Here is a 25,640-nt window from a genome sequence, read left to right as displayed (position 1 = left end):
CGGCTGATCGCGTCCGCATGGTGAACGAAAAGGGGCGGTCCGCCGCCGGTACGTGAGACTGATAGTTCCGAGTGAGCTGAAAGGCTGGGTCGAATGGTGCGCACTCGTCCGTCGCGTCCCTTGAGGGTGGCGCTGCTTGGCTGCGGCGTGGTCGGTTCGCAGGTGGCCCGCCTGATGATGACGAACGCGGACGATCTCGCCGCCAGGATCGGCGCCCCCGTGGAGTTGGCCGGCGTCGCCGTCCGCCGCCCGGACAAGGCCAGGGGCGAGGTGCCGGCCGAGCTGATCACCACGGACGCCGCCGGTCTGGTCGCCTCGGGCGACATCGACGTGGTGGTCGAGCTGATCGGCGGCGTCGAGCCGGCCCGTTCGCTGATCGACAGCGCCTTCGCGCACGGCGCCAGCGTCGTCACCGCCAACAAGGCGCTGCTGGCCCAGGACGGCCCGGCCCGCTACGCGGAGGCCGAACGGCACGGCGCCGACCTCTACTTCGAGGCGGCCGTCGCCGGCGCCATCCCGCTGCTGCGCCCGTTGCGGGAGTCCCTCGCCGGCGACAAGGTCAACCGGGTGCTCGGCATCGTCAACGGGACGACCAACTTCATCCTCGACCGGATGGAGTCCACCGGGGCCGGCTACGGCGAGGCGCTCTCCGAGGCCAGCGCCCTCGGCTACGCGGAGGCGGATCCGACGGCGGACGTGGAGGGCTTCGACGCCGCGGCCAAGGCCGCGATCCTCGCCGGGATCGCCTTCCACACCCGCGTCTCCCTGGACGATGTGCACCGGCAGGGCATCACGGAGGTCACCGCGTCCGACATCGCCAGCGCCCGCAAGATGGGGTGCACGGTCAAGCTGCTCGCGATCTGCGAACGAGCCCAGGACGGCCGGTCGGTGACCGCCAGGGTGCATCCGGCGATGATCCCCCTGAGCCATCCGCTGGCCTCCGTCCGCGAGGCCTACAACGCGGTCTTCGTGGAGGCCGACGCGGCGGGCCAGCTGATGTTCTACGGCCCGGGCGCTGGTGGCGCGCCCACCGCCTCCGCGGTGCTGGGCGATCTGGTGGCCGCCTGCCGCAACAAGCTCACCGGCGGCCGGGGCCCGGGCGAGTCCGCCTACGCCCGGCTGCCGGTCAGCCCCATGGGCGAGGTGGTCACGCGTTACCACATCAGCCTCGACGTGATGGACAAACCGGGTGTGCTGGCGCAGTGCGCCATGGTCTTCTCCGACCACGGGGTGTCCATCGACACCGTGCGGCAGACGGGCAAGGACGGCGAGGCCCAGCTGGTGGTGGTGACGCACCGGGCCCAGGACGCGGCACTGAACGCGACCGTGCGGGCCCTGCGCGATTTGGACACGGTGCACGGTGTGGCCAGCATCATGCGCGTGGAGGGGGAGTAACGGTGATCGACACCGCCGAGTGGCCGGGACACCGGCCGTCGGGCCAGGAGAAAGACGAGAGATGGTCATGAACGCATCCGTCGCACCGCGCACCAGCGCCCAGTGGCGCGGGGTCATCGAGGAGTACCGCGACCGCCTTCCGGTCACCGCCCTGACGCCCGTGGTCACCCTCGGTGAGGGCGGTACGCCGCTGGTGGCGGCCCAGACGCTCTCCGAGCGCACCGGGTGCGAGGTGTATCTCAAGGTCGAGGGCGCCAATCCGACCGGGTCCTTCAAGGACCGGGGGATGACCATGGCCATCACGCACGCCAAGGAGGCCGGCGCCCAGGCGGTGATCTGCGCGTCCACCGGCAACACCTCGGCCTCGGCCGCCGCCTACGCGGTGCGCGCCGGGATGGTCTGCGCGGTGCTGGTCCCGCAGGGCAAGATCGCGCTGGGCAAGATGGGCCAGGCGCTGGTGCACGGCTCCCGCATCCTCCAGGTCGACGGGAACTTCGACGACTGCCTCACCCTGGCCCGTGGGCTCTCCGAGAAGTACCCGGTGGCGCTGGTGAATTCGGTCAACCCGTCCCGGATCGAGGGCCAGAAGACGGCGGCCTTCGAGGTGGTCGACGCGCTCGGCGACGCCCCTGACATCCATCTGCTCCCGGTGGGCAACGCGGGCAACATCACGGCCTACTGGAAGGGGTACCAGGAGTACGCGGCCGAGGGGCCCGCGAGCCGCACCCCCCGGATGTGGGGCTTCCAGGCGTCGGGGTCCGCGCCGATCGTGCGCGGCGAGCCGGTGAAGGACCCGACCACCATCGCCACCGCGATCCGGATCGGCAACCCCGCCTCCTGGTCCCAGGCCGAGGCCGCGCGGGACGCGTCAGGCGGCTTCATCGACGAGGTGACTGACCGCCAGATCCTGTCCGCCTACCGGCTGTTGGCCTCGCAGGAGGGTGTCTTCGTCGAGCCGGCCTCGGCGGCCTCGGTCGCCGGGCTGCTCAAGTCCGCCGAGCGGGGGCTGCTCGACCGGGGCCAGCGCGTGGTGTGCACGGTGACGGGGAACGGCCTCAAGGACCCGGACTGGGCGGTGGCGGGCGCGCCCCGCCCCGTCGTGGTCCCGGTGGACGCCGACGCCGCCGCCGAGCGGCTCGGCCTGGCGTGACGCCGAGTGCGCCGGCGCGACACCTGACGGCCCTGTATCGCGTCTGAACCTTCCTTCGATAGGCTGGTATTCGTCCCGGAGTGGTACCGCTCGCCGCCGACGTGCGCGGGCGGGTTCTCCACCCGACGCGTGCCGCTGTGTCCCCTGCGCCGCGTGTCCGCAGGGGACACGCGCCGCAATCTCACCAAGGAGAGTCATCGAGCGATGGCCCATCCCGCTTTCCGCGCCGCAGCCGTGCGCGTCCGCGTGCCCGCCACCAGCGCCAACCTGGGCCCCGGTTTCGATGCCCTGGGCCTGGCGCTCGGCCTCTACGACGACGTGGTGGTCCGGGTCGCGGAGTCGGGGCTGCACCTGGACATCGCCGGCGAGGGCGCCGACACCGTTCCGCGCGACGAATCCAACCTGCTGGTGCGGACGTTGCGCACCGCCTTCGACGCACTGGGCGGGCAGCCGCGCGGACTTGAGGTCGTCTGCGCCAACCGGGTGCCGCACGGCCGTGGCCTGGGCTCCTCGTCGGCGGCGATCTGCGCGGGGCTGGTCGCGGCGCGCGCCGTGACCACCGGCGGCGAGGCGAAGTTGAACGATGTCGCGCTGCTGGAGCTGGCCGCCGAGATCGAGGGCCACCCGGACAACGTCGCCGCCTGCCTGCTGGGCGGATTCACCCTGGCCTGGGGCGAGTCGGGCGCCGTGCGCGCCATCCGGATGGAGCCGGCGGCCGGGATCGTGCCGCTGGTGTTCGTGCCGGGGCGCCCGCTGGCCACCGAGACCGCGCGCGGCCTGCTCCCGCGCGCCGTGCCGCACGCCGACGCGGCGGTCAACGCCGGGCGCGCCGCGCTGCTGGTCGAGGCGCTGACGCGGCGTCCCGAACTGCTGCTGCCGGCCACCGAGGACCGGCTGCACCAGGACTACCGCGCCTCGGCGATGCCGGAGAGCATGGATCTGGTCGCCAGGCTCCGGGCCGACGGGGTGCCGGCCGTGATCTCGGGCGCCGGCCCCACGGTGCTGGCGCTGGCCACGGAGGGCCAGGCCGACAAGAGCGCCCGACTGGCCGGCGACGGCTGGACGGCCAACCGACTGACCCTGGACACGGCCGGCGCCTCGGTGTTGCCGCTGACCGGAGCCGCTTCGTGAGGGATCGCGGTCGCGCCCGGGGGGCGCCGGGCGAAGCGAGGGTGGAGAGGAGGAATGAAGGCGGTATCCGGTAGTGTTAATCTCAAGTCCGCACGTACCGTTCTGTCGGGCGTCACACAGAAGGCGTGCGAATCCGGGGTCCCATTCTCTGGGGCCGCCTCTTCTTCCGGGAGCCTCCCTCATCTGCCTGAGCAGCCTGCCTGGTAGCGCCGAGCACGCTCCGGAACCGGTGCGTCGGTTCGACGGTTCAACGTTCCTTCGACGTGTCTCGTCGATCTCCCCGCACCACCACGCATGATCTTCCGCCGTGATCGAACAGGCGGGTTTACCGCACCGGCCGGTCCACCGCACAGGGGCCGCAGCCGGACAGCACGACCGGTCGCCGAGCCAGACAGGCCGACGTCCGCTCCAGGGAAGGACCCTTAGTGAGCGACACCACCGATCTGATGGGCGTGAGTGCCGACAGCGCCGACAAGACTTCCGGTGCTGCCACCGCGTCCGCCACGGACGCTCCCGCCTCCGCTGCCCCCCGCCGCCGGCGTTCTGGTACCGGCCTCGACGGGATGGTCCTGGCTGAACTGCAGCAGGTCGCCTCCCAGCTGGGGATCAGGGGCACCGCGCGGATGCGCAAGAGCCAGCTGATCGAGGTGATCAAGGAGAAGCAGGCCGCCGGTTCCGGCGGCGGTGCGCCCGCCAAGTCGGCCGCCGCGCCGGCCGAGTCAGCGCCGGCGGAGAAGCCGAAGCGCCGCAGCACCTCCAGGACCCGCACCGGCGACGAGTCCGGTGCGCAGGGCCAGATCGACATCCCCGGCCAGACCGAGGCCGCCAAGACCGCGGAGGCCAAGACCGAGGCCAAGGCTTCCGAGCGGAAGGCCGCCGAGCCCAAGGCCGCGGCCGAGCCCGCCGAGAAGGAGCGCAGGTCGGCCCGCGCGGCGGAGACCGGCACCGCGGGCAAGGCCGAGAGCGCCAAGGCCGAGGGGTCGGGCAACGACAACGGGCAGCGCGTCGAGAGCAGGACCGAGAAGGCCGACAAGGGCGAGAAGGCCGCCGACAAGGGCGACCGGGCCGACGGCCAGTCCGACCGGCAGAACAAGCGCGAGCGCCGCAGCAAGGGCGGCGACCGCCAGGGCGGTCAGGGGGGCCAGGGCGGGGACCGCCAGGGCCAGGGTCAGGGCCAGAACAACCAGGGCGGTCGCAACAACCGCGACAAGGACACCGGCCGCGAGCGGGACCGCGAGGGGCGGGACAACCGCGAGGGCCGTGACTCCCGCGAGAACCGCGACAACCGTGACAACCGCGACGACGACTTCGACGGCGGCCGGCGCGGCCGGCGCGGGCGCTACCGCGACCGCAGGGGCCGTCGGGGCCGGGACGAGATCGTCGAGCCGCAGGTCAGCGACGACGATGTGCTGATCCCGGTGGCCGGCATCCTCGACATCCTGGACAACTACGCCTTCGTCCGCACCTCCGGCTACCTGCCGGGCCCCAACGACGTCTATGTGTCGCTGGCCCAGGTCCGCAAGAACGGCCTGCGCAAGGGCGACCATGTCACCGGCGCCGTGCGGCAGCCGAAGGAGGGGGAGCGGCGGGAGAAGTTCAACGCGCTGGTCCGTCTCGACTCGGTCAACGGGATGGGCATCGAATCCGGCCGCAACCGGCCCGAGTTCAACAAGCTCACCCCGCTCTACCCGCAGGACCGGCTCCGTCTGGAGACCGACCCGGGTGCGCTGCTGCCGCGGATCATCGATCTGATCACGCCGATCGGCAAGGGGCAGCGCGGGCTGATCGTGGCCCCGCCGCGCACCGGCAAGACGACCATCATGCAGATGATCGCCAACGCCATCACGCACAACAACCCCGAGTGCCACCTGATGGTGGTGCTGGTGGACGAGCGTCCCGAAGAGGTCACCGACGTGCAGCGGGCGGTCAAGGGCGAGGTCATCTCCTCGACCTTCGACCGGCCGTCCGAGGACCACACCACCATCGCCGAGCTGGCCATCGAGCGGGCCAAGCGACTGGTGGAGCTGGGCCACGACGTGGTCGTCCTGCTGGACAACCTCACGCGTCTCGGCCGCGCCTACAACCTGGCGGCCCCCGCCTCGGGCCGGATCCTCTCCGGCGGTGTGGACTCAGCGGCGCTCTACCCGCCGAAGAAGTTCTTCGGCGCCGCGCGGAACATCGAGGACGGCGGCTCGCTGACCATCCTCGCCACCGCGCTGGTGGAGACCGGCTCGCGGATGGACGAGGTGATCTTCGAGGAGTTCAAGGGCACCGGCAACATGGAGCTGAAGCTCGACCGGAAGCTCGCCGAGAAGCGGATCTTCCCCGCCGTTGACGTGGACGCCTCGGCGACCCGCAAGGAGGAGATCCTGATGGGCTCGGACGAGCTGGCCATCGTCTGGAAGCTCCGCCGGGTGCTGCACGCGCTCGACTCGCAGCAGGCCATGGAGCTGCTGCTGGACCGGATGAAGAAGACCAAGTCCAACGCCGAGTTCCTGCTACAGATCCAGAAGACCACGCCGACGCCGGGCAACGGGGACTGACCCCGCCGCGTTCGCGGAGGACGCCCCCGCCCCCCGGTGGATTCCGGGGGGCGGGGGCGTCCGTGGTGACCGGCGGGTAGCCGCCGGGGCGCATCGCCCTCCATAACGGGGCACAATGGCTGAATGGTCCCTCCATCGGGTGAAGGGCCGGCCCCGGCTCCCGGCGAGGAGGAGCCGGCGGACCGCCCGTCGAAGCCGCGCCGTCGCCGTCTCCTGCGGGTGACGTTGATCACCGTGCTGGCGCTCGCGCTGCTGGTCGGCGTCGGGGGCACCGCGCTCTATCTCAAGCTCGACGGCAACATCTCCGGGATCGACATCGAGTCGGCGCTGGGCGAGGACCGGCCGGAGGACAGCGACAACGGCTCGCTCGACCTGCTGGTGCTCGGCTCCGACACCAGAACCGGTGAGAACGGCGACTTCGGCGGGGACGACCCGGACGGCGAGGCCCGTTCGGACACCGCGATGGTGGTGCACATCAACGAGGCGCACGACGCCGCGACCGTGGTCTCCATCCCGCGCGACACGCTCGTTCCGCGCCCCGACTGCGAGCGGCTCGACGGGGGTGGCGTCGCGCCGGCCAGCGACCGGGCCATGTTCAACGAGGCGTACGGCATCGGCGGCCCGGTGTGCGCGGTGAAGACGGTGGAGGCGCTCACGGGGCTGCGCATGGACCACTACCTGGAGCTGGACTTCGACGGCTTCGCCAAGCTGGTCGACACCCTGGGTGGGGTGCGGGTCACCACACGTGAGGACATCGACGACGAGGACAGCCGGCTGCGGCTGACCGCCGGCACCCACACCCTCAGCGGCGCGGAGTCGCTGGCCCTGGTACGCACCAGGAAGGCGGTGGGGGACGGCAGTGATCTGAGCCGTATCCAGCTCCAGCACTCCTTCCTCGACGCGCTGATGCGGCAGATCGACGAGGTCGATCTGCTGGGCAACCCGAAGCGGCTCTACGATCTCGCCGACACCGCGACCTCGGCCGTCACCACCGACTCCGATCTCGCCTCGGTCTCCAAGCTGGTCGACCTGGCCCGCACCCTGCGCGAGGTGGACTCGGAGGAGCTCCAGCTGATCACCCTGCCGGTCGGCTACGACCCGGCCGACCCCAACCGGGTGGCCCCGCTGGCGGAGCAGTCCCGGCAGGTGTGGACGGCGCTGAAGCGCGACCGTCCGGTGCCCGAGTCCGCGATCAGGGACTCGGCGGCCGAGGAGGGCGGCGGCGACCAGCTGATCACCCAGGGCTGACCGCACGGGCCCGAGCACCGGTGCGAACGGGCCTCGGGCGCGGGAACAACGGGAGCCGGCACCCCGTTTTGGTCGTCACGGACCAGTGCTGGCAGACTGGAGCGTCGGCCCCGGTTCACGGCGCGCAGCCCGCGCACCGACCCGGTGCCCTCCCGGACCTAGGAGAAGCCTTGAAGCGCGACATTCACCCGGAGTACGTCGAGACCCAGGTCAGCTGCACCTGTGGCGCGTCGTTCACCACCCGTAGCACGGTCAGCGGGGGCAGCATCCGCGCCGACATGTGCTCGGAGTGCCACCCCTTCTACACCGGCAAGCAGAAGATCCTCGACACGGGTGGTCGTGTCGCCAGGTTCGAGGCGCGCTTCGGTAAGAACGCCGGGGCGAACCGCAAGTAGCGACCCCGTCGGCGCCGGCCGGCCGCTCACCGACATAAGCGGCCGGACCGGCGCCTTTCGTGTCCCCTCGCGCTCCGTCGCCACCCGTCACCCCCCCCTTGGGCCCGCGTCGGCCTGACCCAACTCCAGGAGCAACTGACCATGTTCGAGGCGGTCGAGGAACTGATCGGCGAGCACGCCGACCTCGAACGGCGGCTCGCCGACCCGTCGGTCCACACCGACCAGGCCGCCGTCCGCCGCTACGGCCGACGCTATGCGGAGCTGACCCCGATCGTGCGGGCCTACCAGTCCTGGCGGCAGCACGGCGACGACATCGAGACGGCCCGCGAACTGGCCCAGGAGGACGCGGAGTTCGCCGCCGAGCTCAAGACCCTCACGGCCCGCAGGGACGAGCTGACGGACGAGCTGCGGCTGCTGCTCGTCCCGCGCGACCCCAGCGACGACAAGGACGTCATCCTGGAGATCAAGGCCGGCGAGGGCGGCGACGAGTCCGCGCTTTTCGCCGGCGACCTGCTGCGGATGTATCTGCGGTACGCGGAGCGCGTCGGCTGGCAGACCGAGATCATCGAGGGCAACGAGTCCGATCTGGGCGGCTACAAGGACGTCTCCGTCGCGGTCAAGAGCAGAGGCACTCCCGAGCCGGGGCTCGGCGTCTGGGCGCGGCTCAAGTACGAGGGCGGCGTGCACCGGGTCCAGCGGGTGCCGGCCACCGAGTCGCAGGGCCGCATCCACACCTCGGCCGCCGGCGTGCTGGTGCTGCCCGAGGCCGAGGACGTCGAGGTCGAGATCAACCAGAACGATCTGCGGGTCGACGTCTACCGCTCCTCAGGGCCCGGTGGGCAGTCCGTCAACACCACCGACTCCGCCGTCCGCCTCACCCACCTGCCCACCGGCATCGTCGTCTCCTGTCAGAACGAGAAGAGCCAGCTCCAGAACAAGGAGCAGGCGCTGCGGATCCTGCGGGCCAGGCTGCTCGCCGCCGCCCAGGAGGAGGCCGACCGGGAGGCGTCGGACGCCAGGCGCAGCCAGGTCCGCACCGTGGACAGGTCGGAGCGGGTGCGCACCTACAACTACCCGGAGAACCGCATCTCCGACCATCGGGTCGGCTTCAAGGCGTATAACCTCGACCGGGTGCTCGACGGCGAGCTTGACGCGGTGATCCAGGCATGCGTGGACGCCGATTCTGCGGCCAAGTTGGCGGCGGCGCAGTGAACGTAGGGTGGGCGATGTGACTGCTTCTTCCGGTTCTTCGGGGGCCACCGGGTCTTCCGGGGCCTCCCCCGGCGCTTCGGGTTCCCCGGCGTCCGGGGGGCCCCGTTCGCTGTTGCTGGCCGAGGTGGCCAGGGCCACCCAGCGGTTGGCCGACGCCGGGGTGCCGTCGCCGAGGTTCGACGCCGAGGAGCTGGCCGCGCATGTGCACGGCACCAAGCGGTCCACGCTGCACCTGGTCGCCGACAGCGACTTCGACGCCCGCTACTGGGAGGCGGTGGCCCGCCGCGAGGCGCGCGAGCCGCTCCAGCACATCACCGGGCGGGCGTTCTTCCGCTACCTGGAACTCCAGGTCGGGCCGGGGGTGTTCGTGCCCAGGCCGGAGACGGAGTCCGTGGTGGGCTGGGCGATAGACGCGGTCCGCGCCATGGACGTGGCCGAGCCGCTGGTCGTGGACCTCTGCACGGGCTCGGGCGCCATCGCGCTGGCGCTCGCGCAGGAGGTGCCGCGCTCCCGGGTGCACGCGGTGGAGCTCGACGAGCGGGCGCTCGGCTGGGCCAGGAAGAACGCCGAGGGCAGCCGGGTCGTGCTGCACCAGGGCGACGCCCGCGAGGCGCTGCCCGAGCTGGCCGGGCAGGTCGACCTGGTGATCTCCAACCCGCCCTATATCCCGCTCGGCGAGTGGGAGCACGTGGCGCCGGAGGCACGCGACCACGATCCCCAACTCGCGCTGTTCTCGGGCGAGGACGGTCTCGACACCATCCGCGGCCTGGAGCGGGCCGCGCACCGGCTGCTGCGCCCCGGCGGGATGGTGGTGGTGGAGCACGCGGACACCCAGGGCGGCCAGGTGCCCTGGATCTTCACCGAGGATCGCGGCTGGGCGGATGCCGCCGACCACCCCGACCTCAACAACAGACCTCGGTTCGCGACCGCCCGGCGGGTGGCCAGGTGACCGGCGAAAGCGCCCCTGTGGAAGGAGCACACTGATGGCACGGCGTTACGACTGCGCGGACGAGGTCGACCGTAGGCACGGTCTGCGCGAGGCGGCGTCCGCTGTCCGCAGGGGCGATCTGGTCGTCCTGCCCACCGACACGGTCTACGGCATCGGCGCCGACGCCTTCGACGCCAAGGCGGTGGCCGGTCTGCTGCGCGCCAAGGGCAGGGGCCGAGGTGTGCCGTCCCCTGTGCTGGTCGGCTCGCCGACCACCCTGCACGGGCTGGTCACCGACTTCTCCGAGCTGGCCTGGGAGCTGGTCGACGCCTTCTGGCCGGGCGCGCTGACCCTGGTCGCGCGGCACCAGCCGTCCCTCAACTGGGATCTGGGGGAGACCAGGGGCACCGTCGCGGTGCGGATGCCGCTGCATCCGGTGGCCATCGAACTGCTCAAGGACATCGGCCCGATGGCCGTCTCCAGCGCCAACCTCACAGGGAAGCCCGCACCGCAGAGCTGCGACCAGGCCCGGGAGATGCTGGGCGACTCGGTCGCCGTCTACCTGGACGGTGGGCCCACCCCGGACAGCGTGCCGTCCTCGATCGTGGACGTCACGGGGCGGGTGCCGGTGCTTCTGCGCGCCGGGGCGGTGAGCGAGGAGGAACTGCGCAAGGTTGTACCCGATCTGGAGACCACGCATTGACGGCCTCCGCTGAGGGCCCCCCCGACCCCGGCATAGCGGCGCCCGGCACCGCGAGCGGGCGCCGCCCCGAAACCCCGGTCTTCCGGATTCTGCACGTCAGCACGGGCAACGTCTGCCGTTCCCCGATCACCGAACGTCTCACCAGGCAGGCCCTGGTGGACCGGCTGGGCGACCGGGCGCGGAGCGTGGTGGTGGAGAGCGCCGGCACCTGGGGGCACGAGGGCGCGCCCATGGAGGAGCACGCCGCCGAGCTGCTCGCCGAGTACGGCGCCAGCCCGGTCGGGTTCTTCGGCCGGGAGCTGTTGGACGAGCACGTGATAGAGGCCGATCTGGTGCTCACGGCCACCAGGGACCACCGGGCGCAGGTGATCTCCATGGGGCACTCCGCCGGGCTGCGCACCTTCACGCTCAAGGAGTTCACCCGGCTGGTGCGGGCCATCGACCTGGCGACCCTGCCGGCCGCCGGCTCCCCGGAGGCGCTGGTGTACCGCGCCAGGGCGCTGGCCAGGGCCGCCGCAGCGCTGCGCGGTTGGCTGCTGGCGCCGAACGTGGAGGCCGACGAGGTGCAGGACCCGTACGGCGCCCCGCTGCCGTACTTCCGCAGCGTGGGCGAGGAGATCAGGGTGGCGCTCGATCCGGTGGTCACCGCGCTCACCGGCGTGCCGGCCCGGCGCTCGGATGCCGGGAACGCGACGGTCTAGGGGGTTCTCGCCGGCCGACCCGGGCTGAGCGTGGTCGCGGACGTGAGAGGGTGTTGCGCGGTAGTCCAGCGAGACCTCTGGGGCAGCTTGTGCGTGAATACCTGTTGACGCTCTGCGTCGCGGCGGCCGTCACCTACCTGCTGACCGGCCCGGTGCGGAAGTTCGCCATCGCCTGGGGGGCCATGCCACCGATCAGGGCGCGCGACGTGCATCGCGAACCGACGCCCAGGCTGGGCGGGATCGCGATGTTCGGCGGCCTGTGCGCCGGGCTGTTGGTCGCCTCCCAACTGACCAACGTGGGCACGGTGTTCCGGCTCTCCGACGAGCCGAGGGCGCTGCTCTCCGGCGCCGCGCTGATCTGGGTGGTCGGCGTGCTGGACGACAAGTACGGCGTGGACGCGCTCGTCAAGCTCGGCCTACAGATGATCGCCGCGGGGGTGATGGTCCTCCAGGGGCTGACGATCCTGTGGCTGCCCGTTCCTGGCGTGGGCATGGTCGCGCTGACCCCCATGCAGGGCACCCTGCTGACGGTCGCGATCGTGGTGATCACCATCAACGCGGTCAACTTCGTGGACGGCCTGGACGGCCTGGCGGCCGGCATGGTGTGTGTGGCCGCCGCGGCGTTCTTCCTCTACGCGTACCGCATCTGGTACGGCTACGGCATCGAACCGGCAGCGCCGGCCACGCTCTTCGCCGCCGTGCTGGTCGGGATGTGTCTCGGCTTCCTGCCGCACAACGTGCATCCGGCGCGGATCTTCATGGGCGACTCGGGCTCGATGCTGCTGGGCCTGGTGCTCGCGGCCGGCGCGGTGTCCATCACCGGGCAGGTGGACCCGGACGCGCTGCGGCTCTTCGCCGGCTCGGAGCGGAGCGCGGTGAGCACGACGGTCCCCGTCTACATGCCGCTGCTGCTGCCGCTGACCATCATCATCGTCCCCTTCCTCGACCTAGTGCTGGCGATCGTCCGCCGCACCTGGAACGGCCGTTCGCCGTTCGCCGCCGACCGGGGGCATCTGCACCACCGGCTGTTGGAGATCGGGCACTCGCAGAGCCGTGCCGTGCTGATCATGTACTTCTGGTCGGCGCTGGTGGCCTTCGGCGCGGTGGGCTACTCGGTGCGTTCCGACGCCTGGGTGGTGCCGCTGGTGGTCGGGCTCTCCGCCGTCGGTCTGGTGGCGCTGCTGCTGCCGCGGTTCACGCCCAGGGTGCCGTCCTGGGCGGAGCGGCTGGTGCCGCCTCGCTACCGCGTCAGGCGCGAGGCGGGGCCGGTCAGCCCGGCCGAGCCGGCGGCCCGCGCCTGGGCCGAGGAGCCGGCCCGACGGCTCGACGCCCCGCCGTCGGGGGAGCCGTCCGCCGGCTCCGAAGGGGCCCAGCAGCCGCAGGCGACGCCGGGGCTGCACGGCGCCACGGCGGTGGGGGACCGACAGCGGTTCGCGGTGCGCCGGAAGATCGACACCAGGTCGTGACCGGGGCCGCTCGGGCCCTTAACACAGCAGGTCGGCGGCCCCCTTTGTGGCGCGCCGACCGTACTCCTATGGGTGTGAGGTCCTGCACACGTTCGAGTAAAGACCTCATCAAAAAGATTGTGATAGCGTTCACGAAACCCCGTAGCTAGCCCCAGAGTCGGGGTGAAACCGCTCGTCAACGACGACAGTCCCCAAGCCCGTCGGAGTCACACTTCCATGCAGTCCATCGACGCCCGGATCATCCGAGGCGCCGCGATCCCCACTGCCGCCGTAGGCGCCGTCGCCACCGTGGTCGCCGCGCTGCTGGCTGGGGCCTCCGGAGCGGGAGGGACGGCGCTCGGCGTCTTCGTGGCCGCCGCCTTCTTCGCGATCGGGCTGCTCTCTCTGGGCTATGTGGGACAACGCTGGCCCGAACTCTTCCTTGGTGCGGCGTTCCTCATCTACACCACGCAGATGGGCCTGTTGCTCGTCCTGCTGGTGCTGCTGAGGGACGCCGACTTCCTCAACGGTCGCGCGTTCGCCCTCGGTGTCGTGGTGGGAACCGTCGTCTGGCTGGCCGGGCAGGCCCGGGGCCATCTCACGGCGAAGATCCTCTACGTCGAGCCGGAGTCCGGTAACGACCGGGCCGCCGTCACGCCGGGTGGTACGCCATGACCAGTCGTGGTGGCGAAGGGGGCTGTATAAGCGCTGTCTCTGCGGGCTGCTATCGTCCGTCGCCGAGGGCTGGCCTCAGGGCGACGCGCGCGCTGTGCGGGACAACGCCACGGTCGCGGACCAGCCGCCCTTCCGTCACACATAGTCCAGTGCCGCTCCGTGGTATGCCGCCACGCCGACACATCGAGGTAGCCGTTTCCATGCGTCACGCCGAGGGAGTCTCGCGGTGAGTAATGACCAGGTGCTCGCCTTCGAGACCGACTGCCACCTCTTCGACGGGTGCGGTTTCCCCGCCCCCTCCGAGTGGTCGTTTCTTTTTGAGCCGCTGTTCACCATCGGGTCCTTCGAGGTCAACAAGCCGATGGCGCTGGTGTTTCTGAGCACCGTCATCATCTGCGGCTTCTTCTGGGCCGCCTTCGCCCGCCCCAAGGTGGTGCCGGGGAAGCTCCAGATGATCGCCGAGGCGGGCTACGACTTCGTGCGTCGGGGCGTCGCCCGCGAGACCATGGGCAAGAAGGGCGAGCCCTATGTGCCCCTGCTGGTCTCGCTGTTCTTCTTCGTCTGGATCATGAACATCTGGGCGATCATCCCGTTCGCCCAGTTCCCGGCGACCTCGATCATCGCCTATCCGGCGGCGCTCGCGCTGATCGTCTGGTCCACGTACATGTACCTGACGTTCAAGAACCACGGTCTGGTCGGCGGGATCAGGAACATCTGTGTGCCCAGTGGCCTGCCCAAGGGCATCTATGTGATCCTCACGCCGATCGAGTTCCTCTCGACCGTCTTCATCCGGCCGCTGACGTTGACCGTCCGGCTCTTCGCGAACATGTTCGCGGGGCACCTGTTGTTGTTGGTCTTCATCATCGGCACCTGGTACACCCTGGGTACCGTCGTCGGAACGTTCTTCTCGTTCTCCTCCCTGCTCGTGACGCTGCTGGTCACGGTCTTCGAGATGTTCATCCAGGCGCTCCAGGCGTACGTGTTCACGGTGTTGGCCGCCTCCTACATCTCCCAGGCCCTCGAAGAGGCGCACTGAGAGTCCCTCCCGGTCGCCCGGGACCCGGCGGGTAGCCGCCACTGAAGAAACCGCAACGCACACCGGTGGACATCCCCCACCGGGTCACCACAGAGAAGGAATACAACGGACATGTCCGCAGCTCTCGCCGCAGTTGAAGGCAGCATCAACACCATCGGCTTCGGTGTCGCGGCCCTTGGCCCCGGTATTGGTATCGGCATCATCTTCGGTAACGGTGTCCAGGCCATCGCCCGTCAGCCCGAGGCCGCCGGCCTGATCCGCCAGAACATGCTGCTCGGCTTCGCCGTCGTCGAGGCGCTGGCGCTGATGGGCTTCGTGCTCGCCTTCGCCCTCTGACGTAGGTCTCGAAGCCACTACCGAGGAAGGGTCCACCATGCTGATGCAACTGGCCGCGGAGGAACCGCAGAGCCCTGTGGTACCGGTGGTGCCTGAGATCGTCATCGGTCTCATCTGCTTCGGTGTCGTCTTCTTCGTCTTCTACAAGAAGCTCCTGCCCTCCATCAACAAGACGCTGGAGGAGCGGCGGGAAGCCATCGAAGGCGGGATGGAGAAGGCCGAGGCGACGCAGGCCGAAGCCCGACAGACGCTGGAAAGCTACAAGGAGCAGCTGCAGGAGGCTCGGCACGAGGCCGCGCGCCTGCGCCAGGAGGCCAAGGAGCAGGGCGCCTCGCTCATCGCCGAGATGCGTGAGGAGGGGCAGCGCCAACGCGAGGAGATCCTCGCCGCCGGCCATGCCCAGATCGACGCCGACCGCAAGCAGGCCTCCGAGCTCCTGCGGCAGGATGTCGGAAAGCTGGCCGTGGAGCTGGCCGGTCGGCTCGTCGGGGAGTCCCTTGAGGACCACGCCCGGCAGAGCCGCACGATCGACCGCTTCCTCGACGAGCTGGAGGCCAAGGCCGAGGTGCCGGGAACCGAGGCCGCCCGATGATCGGAGCGAGCCGCGAGGTGCTGGACGCCGCGCGGGAACGGTTGGACACGCTGGCCGACAGCACCGGCGTGGATGTCGCCGCGCTGGCCGGCGAGCTGGCCGCCGTGACCGTCCTGCTCGACCGCGAGGTCGCGCTGCGACGGGTGCTGACCGACCCCGCGCAGGCCGGTGAGGCCAAGGCGGAGCTGGTCGGCAGGCTGTTGTCGGACCAGGTGGGCGGCGAGACGGTCGACCTGGTCTCGGGCATGGTCAGGTCCCGCTGGTCCGCTTCGCGTGATCTGGTGGACGCGATCGAGGCGCTGGCGGACATCGCCGACCTGATCGTGGCCGAGCGGGACGGCAGCCTGGATTCGGTGGAGGACGAGCTGTTCCGGTTCGGCCGGATCGTCGCCACCGCCCCCGAGCTGCGCTCCGCGCTCAGCGTCAAGGACCGGAGCGAGCGCTCCGTCGCGGCCCAGAGCGAGCTGGTCCGCCAGCTGCTGGGCGGCCGGGCGGGCGAGGTCACGCTCCGGTTGATCGTCCGCCTCGTGGAACATCCTCGGGGACGTAGCCTGGAGAGTGGGCTCGAAGCGCTGAGCGCGGTCGCCGCCGAGCGGCGGAATCGTTCAGTCGCCGTGGTCACCTCGGCGGTGCCCCTCACCGACCAGCAGCGGCAGCGCCTCGGCGAGGTCCTCAGCCGGCTCTACGGCCGGCAGGTCCAGCTGAATCTCGACGTGGACCCCGAGGTCCTCGGCGGGATCACGGTGCGGATCGGTGACGAGGTCATCCACGGCACCATCGCCGACCGGCTGGACGAGGTCACCCGGCGCATGGCGGGCTGATCGCGCACGGCGCGCACACCAACTCAACAAGCAGGACCAGCGGCCCGGGTTGGGCCGTAGCGGAAGAACTTACGGGCCCAACAAGGAGAGCAGGGAACCCAGATGGCGGAGCTCACGATCCGGCCGGATGAGATCCGGGACGCACTGGAGACCTTCGTCCAGTCGTACACGCCGGACGCGGCCTCGCGGGAAGAGGTCGGGACGGTCAGCGTTGCCGGTGACGGCATCGCGAAGGTCGAGGGGCTGCCCTCGGCCATGGTGAACGAACTGCTGGAGTTCGAGGACGGCACCCTCGGCCTCGCCCTCAACCTTGAGGAGCGGGAGATCGGCGTCGTCGTCCTCGGCGAGTTCTCCGGCATCGAGGAGGGCCAGGCGGTGCGGCGCACCGGCGAGGTGCTCTCCGTCGGGGTCGGCGACGGCTACCTGGGCCGGGTCGTGGACCCGCTGGGTAACGCGATCGACGGCCTGGGCGAGATCGAGACCACGGGCCGCCGGGCGCTGGAGCTCCAGGCTCCCTCGGTGATGCAGCGCAAGTCGGTGCACGAGCCCATGGAGACCGGCTACAAGGCCGTGGACACCATGACGCCGATCGGCCGTGGCCAGCGTCAGCTGATCATCGGCGACCGGCAGACGGGCAAGACCGCGCTCGCCGTTGACACGATCATCAACCAGCGTGACAACTGGCGTTCAGGTGACCCGAACAAGCAGGTCCGCTGCATCTATGTGGCGGTCGGCCAGAAGGGCTCCACCATCGCGTCCGTGCGCGGCGCGCTGGAGGAGGCGGGTGCCCTGGAGTACACCACCATCGTGGCGGCCCCGGCCTCCGACCCGGCCGGCTTCAAGTACATCGCGCCCTACACCGGCTCGGCCATCGGCCAGCACTGGATGTACGACAGCAAGCATGTGCTGATCATCTTCGACGACCTGTCCAAGCAGGCCGACGCCTACCGCGCCGTCTCCCTGCTGCTGCGCCGCCCGCCGGGCCGCGAGGCGTACCCGGGCGACGTGTTCTACCTCCACTCCCGGCTGCTTGAGCGCTGCGCCAAGCTCTCCGACGAGATGGGCGCCGGCTCGATGACGGGCCTGCCGATCGTGGAGACCAAGGCCAACGACGTCTCCGCGTTCATTCCGACCAACGTGATCTCCATCACCGACGGTCAGTGCTTCCTGGAGTCCGACCTCTTCAACGCGGGCCAGCGGCCGGCGCTGAACGTGGGTATCTCGGTCTCCCGGGTCGGTGGCTCGGCCCAGCACAAGGCGATCCGGCAGATCACCGGTTCGCTCCGGGTGGACCTGGCGCAGTTCCGTGAGCTGGAGGCGTTCGCGGCCTTCGGTTCGGACCTGGACGCCGCGTCCAAGGCCCAGCTGGAGCGGGGTCGGCGGATGGTCGAGCTGCTCAAGCAGGAGCAGTACAGCCCGTACTCCACGGAGAACCAGGTGGTCTCCATCTGGGCCGGCACCAACGGCCTGATGGACAACATCCCGGTGGGCGACATCCGTCGCTTCGAGCGCGAGCTGCTCGACTACCTCGGGCGTGAGCGCAAGGACCTGATGACCAGCATCCGTGAGGGTCAGAAGATGTCCGACGAAACGGTCGAGGCCATCAGGACCGCCGTCACCCAGTTCAAGGAGCAGTTCGAGACCGCGGACGGCAAGCTGCTGGGCGAGGGCTGATCCATGGCGGCTTCACTACGCGTATACAAGCGCCGGATCAAGTCGGTCACCGCGACCAAGAAGATCACGCGGGCGATGGAGATGATCGCCGCCTCGCGGATCGTCAAGGCGCAGCGCAAGGTGGCGGCCTCCTCGCCGTACGCGGACGAGCTGACCGCCGCGGTCACCGCTGTGGCGGAGGGCTCCGACGCCAAGCACCCGCTGACCACCGAGGCCAAGCGGCCTCGGCGGGCCGCGGTGCTGGTGATCACCAGCGACCGGGGTCTCGCGGGCGCCTACTCCAGCAACGCCATCAAGGCCGGGGAGCACCTGACCGGCCAGCTGGCGAGCGAGGGCAAGGAGGTGGACACCTACATCGTGGGCCGCAAGGGCGTGTCGTACTACGCCTTCCGGGAACGCCCGGTGACGCGGTCGTGGACGGGGTTCACCGACAACCCGACCTACGCCGACGCCAAGGAGGTCGCGGCCCCCTTGATCGAGGCGATGGAGCGGGAAACGAGCGAGGGTGGCGTCGACGAGCTGCACATCGCGTTCACGGAGTTCGCGTCGATGATGACGCAGACCCCGGTGGAGCGCAGGCTGCTGCCGTTGAAGCTGGAGCGCACCGCCGAGGACTCGGCGGAGGTCTTCCAGAAGGGCCAGCAGGTGCACGCGCTCTACGACTTCGAGCCGTCGCCGGAGGAGGTGTTGGACGCGCTGCTGCCGCGCTATGTGGAGAGCCGTATCTACAACGCGCTGTTGCAGTCGGCCGCCTCCAAGCACGCGGCGACCCGGCGGGCGATGAAGTCGGCCACCGACAACGCCGAGGATTTGATCAAGTCGCTGACGCGGCTTGCCAACGCGGCCCGCCAGGCCGATATCACCCAGGAAATCTCTGAGATCGTCGGTGGCTCCAGCGCCTTGGCCGACGCGAGCGCGGGAAGTGAACGCTAACCATGACTACTGCTGCTGAGGCGGCCCCCAAGCAGGCTCTGCCGATCGGGCGGGTCGCGCAGGTCCGCGGACCGGTCGTTGACGTGGAATTCCCCGTTGACGCGATGCCGGAGATCTACAACGCGCTGACCGTGCAGATCGCCGACCCGGCGAACGAGGGCGCCGCCAAGACACTGACCCTGGAGGTCGCGCAGCACCTGGGCCAGGGCCTGGTGCGCACGATCGCCCTGGAGCCCAACGACGGCCTGGTCCGTCAGGCCGAGGTGACCAACACCGGCGCCGGCATCACGGTGCCGGTCGGCGATGTCACCAAGGGCCGGGTGTTCAACACCCTGGGCAAGATCCTGAACGAGCCCGAGGCCGAGTCCGAGGTCACCGAGCGGTGGGAGATCCATCGCAAGGCCCCGGCCTTCGACCAGCTTGAGTCCAAGACCGAGATGTTCGAGACCGGACTGAAGGTCATCGACCTGCTGACCCCGTATGTCAAGGGCGGCAAGATCGGTCTGTTCGGGGGTGCGGGCGTCGGCAAGACGGTCCTCATCCAGGAGATGATCATGCGTGTGGCGAAGCTGCACGAGGGTGTCTCCGTGTTCGCCGGCGTCGGCGAGCGCACCCGTGAGGGCAACGACCTGATCGCGGAGATGGCCGAGTCCGGCGTGCTGCCGCAGACCGCGCTCGTCTTCGGCCAGATGGACGAGCCCCCGGGCACCCGCCTGCGGGTGGCGCTGACCGGTCTGACCATGGCGGAGTACTTCCGCGATGTGCAGAAGCAGGACGTGCTGTTCTTCATCGACAACATCTTCCGCTTCACCCAGGCCGGCTCCGAGGTCTCCACGCTGCTGGGCCGGATGCCGTCCGCGGTGGGCTACCAGCCCAACCTGGCCGACGAGATGGGTGTGCTCCAGGAGCGCATCACCTCGACGCGTGGTCACTCGATCACCTCGATGCAGGCGATCTACGTGCCGGCGGACGACCTGACCGACCCGGCCCCGGCGACCACCTTCGCCCACCTGGACGCCACCACGGTGCTCTCCCGTCCGATCTCGGAGAAGGGCATCTACCCGGCGGTCGACCCGCTGGACTCCACGTCCCGCATCCTGGACCCGCGCTACATCTCGCAGGACCACTACGAGTGCGCCTCCCGGGTCAAGGGGATCCTGCAGAAGTACAAGGACCTCCAGGACATCATCGCCATTCTCGGCATCGACGAGCTGGGCGAGGAGGACAAGCTCACGGTCAGCCGGGCCCGGCGGATCGAGCGGTTCCTGTCGCAGAACACCCACGCGGCCAAGCAGTTCACCGGTATGGACGGCTCGGACGTGCCGCTGGACGAGTCCATCTCGGCGTTCAACGCGATCGCCGACGGCGACTACGACCACTTCCCCGAGCAGGCGTTCTTCATGTGCGGTGGCCTGGACGACCTCAAGGCCAAGGCCAAGCAGCTGGGCGTCTCCTGACGACGTCGCCCGTGGGGCGGGGTACCCCGCCCCACGGGTCCCGGAGATCGGGAACTATTCTTCGACCAAGCCAGTGACTATCCAGGGATATTCAAAGGTGAACAGGAGCCATCGTGGCTGAGCTGCACGTCGAGTTGGTCGCTGCCGACCGCAAGGTCTGGTCCGGCGCCGCCAGCCTGGTGATCGCGCGGACCACCACCGGTGACATCGGCATCATGCCCGACCACCAGCCGGTGCTCTCCGTGCTGCGGTCCGGCCCGGTGACCATCCGCACCACGGGCGAGAGTGGCGAGGGCACGGTGATCGCGGCCGTGCACGGAGGCTTCCTCTCCTACACGGACGGTAAGCTGTCGCTGCTCGCCGAGGTGGCTGAGCTGGCCGACGAGATCGATGTCGAGCGGGCCCAGCGGGCGCTGGAGCAGGCCAAGGCGGAGACGGACGATTCGGCCGAGCGCCGGGCCGCCGTCCGGCTGCAGGCCGTGACGGCGGAGCGCTGAGACGGACGGAGTAATCGCGCCCCTCGGGGGCCGGTATGAGCACATGAGGCGAGGAGGTCGGTCGGGATGGTCCTCGCCTTGTCTGCGCTGGGCACGTTGCTACTGCTACTGGTGCTCGGACTTTTCGCCTTCGGGCTACGCCGCCGGGTGATCCAACGCTCCGGCGGCACTTTTGACTGTAGTGCGCGGTTCGCTCCGCCCCGTGCCGGCCAGTCGTTGGGCAAGGGCTGGCTCTACGGAGTCGCCCGGTACAGCGGGGACCGTGTCGAGTGGTTCCGCGTCTTCTCCTACGCCTGGCGGCCCCGGCGGTCGTTGCACCGCGAGCGGATCCAGGTCCGGGACCGCCGCATCCCGCAGGGGGACGAGGAGCTGGCGCTGCTGCCGGGCGCGGTGGTGCTCAACTGCCGGCACGACGGCCTCGATGTGGAGCTGGCGATGAGCGAGGACGCGCTGACGGGTTTCCTGGCCTGGCTGGAGGCGGCCCCGCCGGGGCAGCGGGTCAACGTCGCCTGAGCTGTTCGCCCCCGGCGGGCTGGGTGGCCTCCCGGACGGGCGAGATCGACAGACGAGATCGGGGTGGAACCGGCGGTGCCGGCTCCACCCCGATTTCCCGTGGGGGGCTGGTGAGGGTCAGCCGGCGCTCAGGCCGGCGTCGATGGCGTCGAGCAGGGCGCCGTCGCTGGTGTCACCTGAGAACTCCCAGAAGAACGCCCCGCCGAGGCCCTGGTCGTTGGCCCAGGCCATCTTGTCGGTGACGGTGGCCGGGGTGTCGTAGCTCCACCAGTTGTTGCCGCAGTGCGCGTAGGCGGTGCCGGCGACGGTGCCGCTGGGCGGGCAGCTCTGGGCCAGCACCTTGTAGTCCTCGATGCCGGCCTCGTAGGTGCCGGGGGCCGCGCCGGTGGCGCTGCCGCCGGGCTCGGCCTGGGTGACGCCGGTCCAGCCACGGCCGTAGAAGCCGATGCCCAGCAGCAGCTTCTCCGCCGGCACGCCCTGGGCGACCAGCGCGTCGATGGCCGCCTCGCTGTTGAAGCCCTCCTGGGGGATGCCGTCGTAGGAGGTCAGCGGGGAGTGCGGGGCGGTGGGCCCGGCCGCGTTGAAGGCGCCGAAGAAGTCGTAGGTCATCACGGCGATGTAGTCGGCGTACTCGGCGCCATAGGCGTAGTCGGATGCGGCGATCTTGCCGCCGTCGGAGGCGTCGGCGGTGATGGCCGCGGTGACCAGCTGGTCGCCGAAGACGCCGCGGAAGGCGCTCATCATGTCGCCGAACGCGTCGGGGCCCGACTCGTCACAGCTCAGCCCGCAGGCGTTGGGGTACTCCCAGTCCAGGTCGATGCCGTCGAAGACGCCGGCCCAGCGCGGGTCGTTGACGAGGTCGTAACAGGACTGGGCGAACGCCTGGGGGTTCTGCATGGCCTCGGTGAAGCCGCCCGACCAGGTCCAACCGCCGAAGGACCACAGCACCTTGATGTGCGGGAACTGCTCCTTGAGCTGGAGCAGCTGGTTGAAGCTGCCGCGCAGCTCGCCGGGCTCCCAGCCGTCGGCCTCGCCGCTGACGCTCTCCTCGGCGGAGTAGGCGCGGTCGTAGGCGGCGTAGGAGTCGCCCATCACGCACTCGCCGCCGACCACGTTGCCGAAGGCGTAGTTGATGTGGGTGATCTGCTCGGCCGAGCCGGAGTCCACGATGTCCTTGACGTGGTAGTCGCGGTCGTAGATGCCCCATTCGGTGAAATAGCCGAGGCGGACGTCGCCCGCGGCCTGGGGGGCGGCCTCCTCGGCGCCGGCCTGGCTGGGCCCGGTCAGGGCGATCAGCCCGGAGAGCGGGAGGGCGACGGCGGTGAGCAGGGTGATCAGACGCCGGGTGCGCCGGGGTCGACGCCGGTTGGTGGCGGTGGGCTCTGATGATCTGAGGGAGAGTTTCACGGGGGGCTCCCGAAGTCGTCGGACAGCGGTGTGGGGACTGCTCCGTCACAGGAGTGCGCAGGTCAGCGAGTTGGGACGGCGCTGAGGTGCGTTCCTGACGTGGTTGTCATGGCGCGCTCACTGTGAATGCCGTGAGCGTAGAGTGGTCTGGACCACAGGTCAATAGGTCTGTACCAAAGCTGGGTTCGGTGCCGCACCGGGGCCGAGGCGGTCCCGGCTCAGCGCCCGCTCAGCCTGGTCTCCTGGGCCAGCACCGCCGCCTGCACCCGGTTGCTGAGCCCCAACTTCCCCAGAATCCGGCTGACATGGGTCTTCACGGTGGCCTCGGCCATGGTGAGCCGGTCCGCGATCTGCGCGTTGGAGAGTCCCTCGCCGACCCGCGCCAACACCTCGCGCTCCCGCGGCGTGAGCGAGTCGAGCCGCGAGTCCGAAGGCGACGTGGGGGACGTGGGGGACGGACGCGCGGGGTGCCGGGCGAACTCGGCGATCAGCCGGCGGGTCACCGCGGGGGCGATGACCCCCTCCCCGGCGGCCACCGCGCGGACCGAGGCGAGCAGCGTCTCGGCGTCGCTGTCCTTGAGCAGGAAGCCGCCGGCGCCCGCGCGCAGCGCGCCGAAGACATAGGCGTCGAAGTCGAAGGTCGTCAGCACCAGCACCTCGGCCAGGCGCCTGGCGACGATCCGCTCGGTCGCCGAGACGCCGTCCAGGCGCGGCATCTGAAGATCCATCAACACCAGGTCGGGGCGGAGTTCGGCGGCGAGCGCCACCGCGGCCTCCCCGTCCGCCGCCTCGCCGACCACCTCGATGTCCCCGGCGCTGCGCAGGATCAGGACCAGGCCCTGACGCACCGCCGCCTGGTCGTCGGCCACCAGCACCCGGATCGTCATCGCTTCGATGTTCCTTCCGTCAGGGGGAGTTCGGCCTCGACCCGCCAGACGGCGCCGTCGCTTGCGTCCGGCACCGGGCCGGCGTGGAAGCTGCCGCGGAGCAGCTCGGCCCGCTCCGTCATGCCGACCAGACCGGCCCCGAAACCGGGCGCGCGGGACGAGGCGCCCGTGCGGTAGGGACTGGTCACGGTGATGGCGAGCCGCTCGTCGCGGTCGCCGAGGCAGACCCGCACCTCGCCGGGGGCGGCGTGCTTGACGGCGTTGTTGAGGGACTCCTGAACGATCCGGTAGGCGGCCAGCTCGACGGGCGCCGGCAGCCGGGCGCCAGGCGTCCGCCGGTCGTCGCCGACGAACCGCAGTCGCCCGGAGACATCGCTGCGCTCGGCCCTGGTCAGCAGCGTGCCGAGCGCCTCCAGGCTGGGGGCGGCCTCGGGGGGATCGTCGGAGTCGTTGCCGCGGAGCAGGCCGATCAGTCGGCGCATCTCGGTGAGCCCCTGGGTGCTGTTCTCGCGGATCACGGTCAGCGCCTCCTCGGTGGTCTCGGGGCGGCGCAGGGAGAGCGCGGCGGTGGAGTGGATCGCGATCACCGAGAGATGGTTGGCGACCACATCGTGCAACTCCCTGGCCATTCTCGCCCGTTCGGCGCCCACGGCCTGGACCCGGTCCATCTCGGCCAGCAGCGCCGTCTGCTCGGCCCGCAGCCGCTCGGCCGCCGCCTCGTCCCTGCGCTCCCGCAGCAGCAGGCCCGTCCAGGCCGGAGTGGACAGCACCCCGGCGATCAGCGCGGCCAGCAGCAGGGCGTCCGCCTCCCGTAGCCAGACCACCAGGGTGACCGCGGTCGCGACGCTGAGCACGGTGGTGCCGTGGACCAGGGCTCGGCCGAAGCGCGCGGGGCCATAGAGCACCGACGCGTAGATCACATCGGTGAACATCACCAGCACGGCCAGCGAACCGCCCACCAGCGCGTCCAGCGCCACGGCGGGGACGGCGAGCGCCAGCGCCGATCGAGGCATCGCGCGCCGGCCCAGCTCCGCCAGGCACATCAGCAGCAGCCCAGGCACCCTCGCCCAGAGGAGGCCCCGGTCCGGATCCGGGTCCATCGTGTAGAGGTGGAAGACGATCGCCACCACCCCGCCGACCAGCCCCGTGAGGGCGATCAGCCCGTCGTCGCGGTGGGGCCTGGGCAGCGTGCGCATGGCCCCATGACATCACCTGGCGCCGCCCGCCGGCACCTGCGACGGAGGTACATCGAAGGGTGCACGGCCGGCCCGCGGAAATCGTCGGGGGCGACGAGGCGGTGGCCCTCCGTCGCCCGGGACGCTGGGGGAGATGCCGGACGAGGGAAGTGAGGGGGGCGATGTCGATGGTCGGTCTGATCCTCGCCGCCGAGGTGGGCTTCTGGGTGGTGCTGGCGGCCGGGCTCACGGTGCGCTACGGCCTGCGCGCGCCGCGCGTCGGCGGGGCGTTGCTCTGCGCGGTGCCGCTGATCGACCTGACGCTGCTGGTGGCCACGGCCGTCGATCTGCGGCGCGGGGCGGAGATGGACGTGGGCCATGGCCTGGCCGTGCTCTACCTGGGGTTCACCGTGGCCTATGGCCACTATCTGATCCACTGGGCGGACGGCCATGCCGCGCATCGCCTCGCCGGCGGGCCCCGGCCGGAGAAGCCGCCACGCCACGGCCGGGCACGCGTCCGGCACGAGTGGCGGCTGTGGAAGCTGACGCTGGTGGCGGTGGCGATCTCCCTGGTGGTGGCTCAGGCGATGGTCTGGTACGTGGACGAGCCTGGCACCACCGACGGCATGGCCGAGGTACGGCTGCGGGCCGTGGGGGCGCTGGTGGTCCATGGGCTGGTCGCGGTGGCCTACTCGGTCAGGGCCATGCGTCCTCCGGCGGGCGAGCGCGAGACGCGCACGCCGGTGGGCGCGGGGGAGTGAGGGCCCCGCGCCCCGAGGCGCCTCT

25 protein-coding genes are annotated in these 25,640 nt (G+C 70.6%); 22 read left to right on the top strand and 3 right to left on the bottom strand.

The genetic code is table 11. The annotated features are described in order from the left end of the window. Window positions 1-93: 93 nt before the first annotated feature. From K4G22_RS07375 to K4G22_RS07275, 21 genes are all read left to right on the top strand, one after another. Window positions 94-1,395 carry a homoserine dehydrogenase gene (locus tag K4G22_RS07375; RefSeq protein ID WP_228079051.1) on the top strand — a complete coding sequence of 434 codons (1,302 nt, stop codon included), beginning with the start codon at window positions 94-96 and terminating at the stop codon, window positions 1,393-1,395. A 67-nt stretch (window positions 1,396-1,462) separates the two neighbouring features. Then, window positions 1,463-2,545 carry a threonine synthase gene (thrC, locus tag K4G22_RS07370; protein WP_425336625.1) on the top strand — a complete coding sequence of 361 codons (1,083 nt, stop codon included), beginning with the start codon at window positions 1,463-1,465 and terminating at the stop codon, window positions 2,543-2,545. 204 nt (window positions 2,546-2,749) lie between these two features. Beyond that, window positions 2,750-3,676, top strand: a complete 927-nt coding sequence (gene thrB, locus K4G22_RS07365; protein WP_228079047.1) for a homoserine kinase — start codon at window positions 2,750-2,752, stop codon at window positions 3,674-3,676. A gap of 425 nt (window positions 3,677-4,101) precedes the next feature. Continuing rightward, on the top strand, window positions 4,102-6,219 hold the full coding sequence (rho, locus tag K4G22_RS07360; protein WP_228079045.1) for a transcription termination factor Rho: 2,118 nt from the start codon (window positions 4,102-4,104) through the stop codon (window positions 6,217-6,219). Window positions 6,220-6,342: 123 nt separating this feature from the next. Then, on the top strand, window positions 6,343-7,467 hold the full coding sequence (locus K4G22_RS07355; protein WP_228079044.1) for an LCP family protein: 1,125 nt from the start codon (window positions 6,343-6,345) through the stop codon (window positions 7,465-7,467). A gap of 170 nt (window positions 7,468-7,637) precedes the next feature. Continuing rightward, entirely contained in the window at window positions 7,638-7,862 is a 225-nt protein-coding gene (rpmE, locus tag K4G22_RS07350; RefSeq protein ID WP_228079042.1) for a 50S ribosomal protein L31, read from the top strand. A 141-nt stretch (window positions 7,863-8,003) separates the two neighbouring features. Beyond that, window positions 8,004-9,074 (top strand): peptide chain release factor 1, encoded by a 1,071-nt coding sequence (gene prfA, locus K4G22_RS07345; RefSeq protein WP_228079040.1) that lies wholly within the window; start codon window positions 8,004-8,006, stop codon window positions 9,072-9,074. A gap of 109 nt (window positions 9,075-9,183) precedes the next feature. Beyond that, window positions 9,184-10,023, top strand: a complete 840-nt coding sequence (prmC, locus tag K4G22_RS07340; protein ID WP_228083988.1) for a peptide chain release factor N(5)-glutamine methyltransferase — start codon at window positions 9,184-9,186, stop codon at window positions 10,021-10,023. Between the two features lie 34 nt (window positions 10,024-10,057). Continuing rightward, the gene (locus K4G22_RS07335; RefSeq protein ID WP_228079039.1) at window positions 10,058-10,705 is read left to right on the top strand and encodes an L-threonylcarbamoyladenylate synthase; all 648 of its coding nucleotides are present in this window, start codon (window positions 10,058-10,060) and stop codon (window positions 10,703-10,705) included. Continuing rightward, on the top strand, window positions 10,702-11,406 hold the full coding sequence (locus K4G22_RS07330; protein ID WP_425336624.1) for an arsenate reductase/protein-tyrosine-phosphatase family protein: 705 nt from the start codon (window positions 10,702-10,704) through the stop codon (window positions 11,404-11,406). Before K4G22_RS07335 ends, K4G22_RS07330 begins: the two co-directional genes overlap by 4 nt. Before the next feature lie 89 nt (window positions 11,407-11,495). Next, a complete protein-coding gene (locus tag K4G22_RS07325; RefSeq protein ID WP_228079037.1) occupies window positions 11,496-12,872 on the top strand; it encodes an MraY family glycosyltransferase in 1,377 nt (458 codons plus the stop codon). A 216-nt stretch (window positions 12,873-13,088) separates the two neighbouring features. Beyond that, entirely contained in the window at window positions 13,089-13,526 is a 438-nt protein-coding gene (locus K4G22_RS07320; protein ID WP_228079035.1) for a Cg1360 family ATP-synthase-associated protein, read from the top strand. 226 nt (window positions 13,527-13,752) lie between these two features. Beyond that, window positions 13,753-14,562, top strand: coding sequence for a F0F1 ATP synthase subunit A (atpB, locus tag K4G22_RS07315; protein ID WP_228079034.1), 810 nt, complete (start codon window positions 13,753-13,755; stop codon window positions 14,560-14,562). Window positions 14,563-14,673: 111 nt separating this feature from the next. Further along, window positions 14,674-14,898: an ATP synthase F0 subunit C gene (gene atpE / locus K4G22_RS07310; RefSeq protein WP_062212455.1), complete on the top strand. Its 225-nt coding sequence runs from the start codon at window positions 14,674-14,676 to the stop codon at window positions 14,896-14,898. Between the two features lie 37 nt (window positions 14,899-14,935). After that, the gene (locus K4G22_RS07305) at window positions 14,936-15,490 is read left to right on the top strand and encodes a F0F1 ATP synthase subunit B (protein WP_228079032.1); all 555 of its coding nucleotides are present in this window, start codon (window positions 14,936-14,938) and stop codon (window positions 15,488-15,490) included. Continuing rightward, window positions 15,487-16,311: a F0F1 ATP synthase subunit delta gene (locus K4G22_RS07300; RefSeq protein ID WP_228079030.1), complete on the top strand. Its 825-nt coding sequence runs from the start codon at window positions 15,487-15,489 to the stop codon at window positions 16,309-16,311. The genes K4G22_RS07305 and K4G22_RS07300 overlap by 4 nt, the downstream gene beginning before the upstream one ends. 102 nt (window positions 16,312-16,413) lie before the next feature. Further along, complete coding sequence (atpA, locus tag K4G22_RS07295) at window positions 16,414-17,985, top strand: F0F1 ATP synthase subunit alpha (protein ID WP_228079026.1); 1,572 nt, start codon at window positions 16,414-16,416, stop codon at window positions 17,983-17,985. A gap of 3 nt (window positions 17,986-17,988) precedes the next feature. Then, complete coding sequence (locus K4G22_RS07290; protein WP_228079025.1) at window positions 17,989-18,918, top strand: F0F1 ATP synthase subunit gamma; 930 nt, start codon at window positions 17,989-17,991, stop codon at window positions 18,916-18,918. Window positions 18,919-18,920: 2 nt separating this feature from the next. Further along, the gene (gene atpD / locus K4G22_RS07285; RefSeq protein ID WP_228079024.1) at window positions 18,921-20,375 is read left to right on the top strand and encodes a F0F1 ATP synthase subunit beta; all 1,455 of its coding nucleotides are present in this window, start codon (window positions 18,921-18,923) and stop codon (window positions 20,373-20,375) included. 113 nt (window positions 20,376-20,488) lie between these two features. After that, entirely contained in the window at window positions 20,489-20,872 is a 384-nt protein-coding gene (locus K4G22_RS07280; RefSeq protein WP_228079023.1) for a F0F1 ATP synthase subunit epsilon, read from the top strand. 66 nt (window positions 20,873-20,938) lie between these two features. Further along, the gene (locus K4G22_RS07275; RefSeq protein WP_228079022.1) at window positions 20,939-21,385 is read left to right on the top strand and encodes a DUF2550 domain-containing protein; all 447 of its coding nucleotides are present in this window, start codon (window positions 20,939-20,941) and stop codon (window positions 21,383-21,385) included. A 117-nt stretch (window positions 21,386-21,502) separates the two neighbouring features. Here K4G22_RS07275 and K4G22_RS07270 read toward each other — a convergent pair whose 3' ends face one another. The 3 genes from K4G22_RS07270 to K4G22_RS07260 form a co-directional block, all read right to left on the bottom strand. Beyond that, entirely contained in the window at window positions 21,503-22,792 is a 1,290-nt protein-coding gene (locus tag K4G22_RS07270; RefSeq protein ID WP_228079021.1) for a glycoside hydrolase family 18 protein, read from the bottom strand. 218 nt (window positions 22,793-23,010) lie between these two features. Beyond that, window positions 23,011-23,679 carry a response regulator gene (locus K4G22_RS07265; protein ID WP_228079020.1) on the bottom strand — a complete coding sequence of 223 codons (669 nt, stop codon included), beginning with the start codon at window positions 23,677-23,679 and terminating at the stop codon, window positions 23,011-23,013. Then, on the bottom strand, window positions 23,676-24,875 hold the full coding sequence (locus tag K4G22_RS07260; protein ID WP_228079018.1) for a sensor histidine kinase: 1,200 nt from the start codon (window positions 24,873-24,875) through the stop codon (window positions 23,676-23,678). Before K4G22_RS07260 ends, K4G22_RS07265 begins: the two co-directional genes overlap by 4 nt. A 161-nt stretch (window positions 24,876-25,036) precedes the next feature. On the opposite strand from K4G22_RS07260, the gene K4G22_RS07255 reads away from it, so the two are divergent. Next, a complete protein-coding gene (locus K4G22_RS07255) occupies window positions 25,037-25,615 on the top strand; it encodes a hypothetical protein (protein ID WP_228079016.1) in 579 nt (192 codons plus the stop codon). The last annotated feature ends 25 nt before the right edge of the window (window positions 25,616-25,640 follow it).

The organism is Streptomyces profundus, assembly GCF_020740535.1.
Taxonomy (GTDB): domain Bacteria; phylum Actinomycetota; class Actinomycetes; order Streptomycetales; family Streptomycetaceae; genus Streptomyces; species Streptomyces profundus.
This window is presented reverse-complemented; position numbering and strand designations above follow the sequence as displayed.

Coding starts and splice junctions, on each gene's coding strand:
- prfA (WP_228079040.1), top strand. CDS start 8,004: ATGTTCGAGGCGGTCGAGGAACTGATCGGCGAGCACGCCGACCTCGAA.
- K4G22_RS07260 (WP_228079018.1), bottom strand. CDS start 24,875: ATGCGCACGCTGCCCAGGCCCCACCGCGACGACGGGCTGATCGCCCTC.
- thrB (WP_228079047.1), top strand. CDS start 2,750: ATGGCCCATCCCGCTTTCCGCGCCGCAGCCGTGCGCGTCCGCGTGCCC.
- K4G22_RS07255 (WP_228079016.1), top strand. CDS start 25,037: ATGTCGATGGTCGGTCTGATCCTCGCCGCCGAGGTGGGCTTCTGGGTG.
- atpA (WP_228079026.1), top strand. CDS start 16,414: ATGGCGGAGCTCACGATCCGGCCGGATGAGATCCGGGACGCACTGGAG.
- K4G22_RS07305 (WP_228079032.1), top strand. CDS start 14,936: ATGCTGATGCAACTGGCCGCGGAGGAACCGCAGAGCCCTGTGGTACCG.
- K4G22_RS07320 (WP_228079035.1), top strand. CDS start 13,089: ATGCAGTCCATCGACGCCCGGATCATCCGAGGCGCCGCGATCCCCACT.
- K4G22_RS07375 (WP_228079051.1), top strand. CDS start 94: ATGGTGCGCACTCGTCCGTCGCGTCCCTTGAGGGTGGCGCTGCTTGGC.
- K4G22_RS07335 (WP_228079039.1), top strand. CDS start 10,058: ATGGCACGGCGTTACGACTGCGCGGACGAGGTCGACCGTAGGCACGGT.
- K4G22_RS07275 (WP_228079022.1), top strand. CDS start 20,939: ATGGTCCTCGCCTTGTCTGCGCTGGGCACGTTGCTACTGCTACTGGTG.
- K4G22_RS07355 (WP_228079044.1), top strand. CDS start 6,343: ATGGTCCCTCCATCGGGTGAAGGGCCGGCCCCGGCTCCCGGCGAGGAG.
- atpD (WP_228079024.1), top strand. CDS start 18,921: ATGACTACTGCTGCTGAGGCGGCCCCCAAGCAGGCTCTGCCGATCGGG.
- thrC (WP_425336625.1), top strand. CDS start 1,463: ATGAACGCATCCGTCGCACCGCGCACCAGCGCCCAGTGGCGCGGGGTC.
- K4G22_RS07265 (WP_228079020.1), bottom strand. CDS start 23,679: ATGACGATCCGGGTGCTGGTGGCCGACGACCAGGCGGCGGTGCGTCAG.
- K4G22_RS07300 (WP_228079030.1), top strand. CDS start 15,487: ATGATCGGAGCGAGCCGCGAGGTGCTGGACGCCGCGCGGGAACGGTTG.
- atpE (WP_062212455.1), top strand. CDS start 14,674: ATGTCCGCAGCTCTCGCCGCAGTTGAAGGCAGCATCAACACCATCGGC.
- K4G22_RS07290 (WP_228079025.1), top strand. CDS start 17,989: ATGGCGGCTTCACTACGCGTATACAAGCGCCGGATCAAGTCGGTCACC.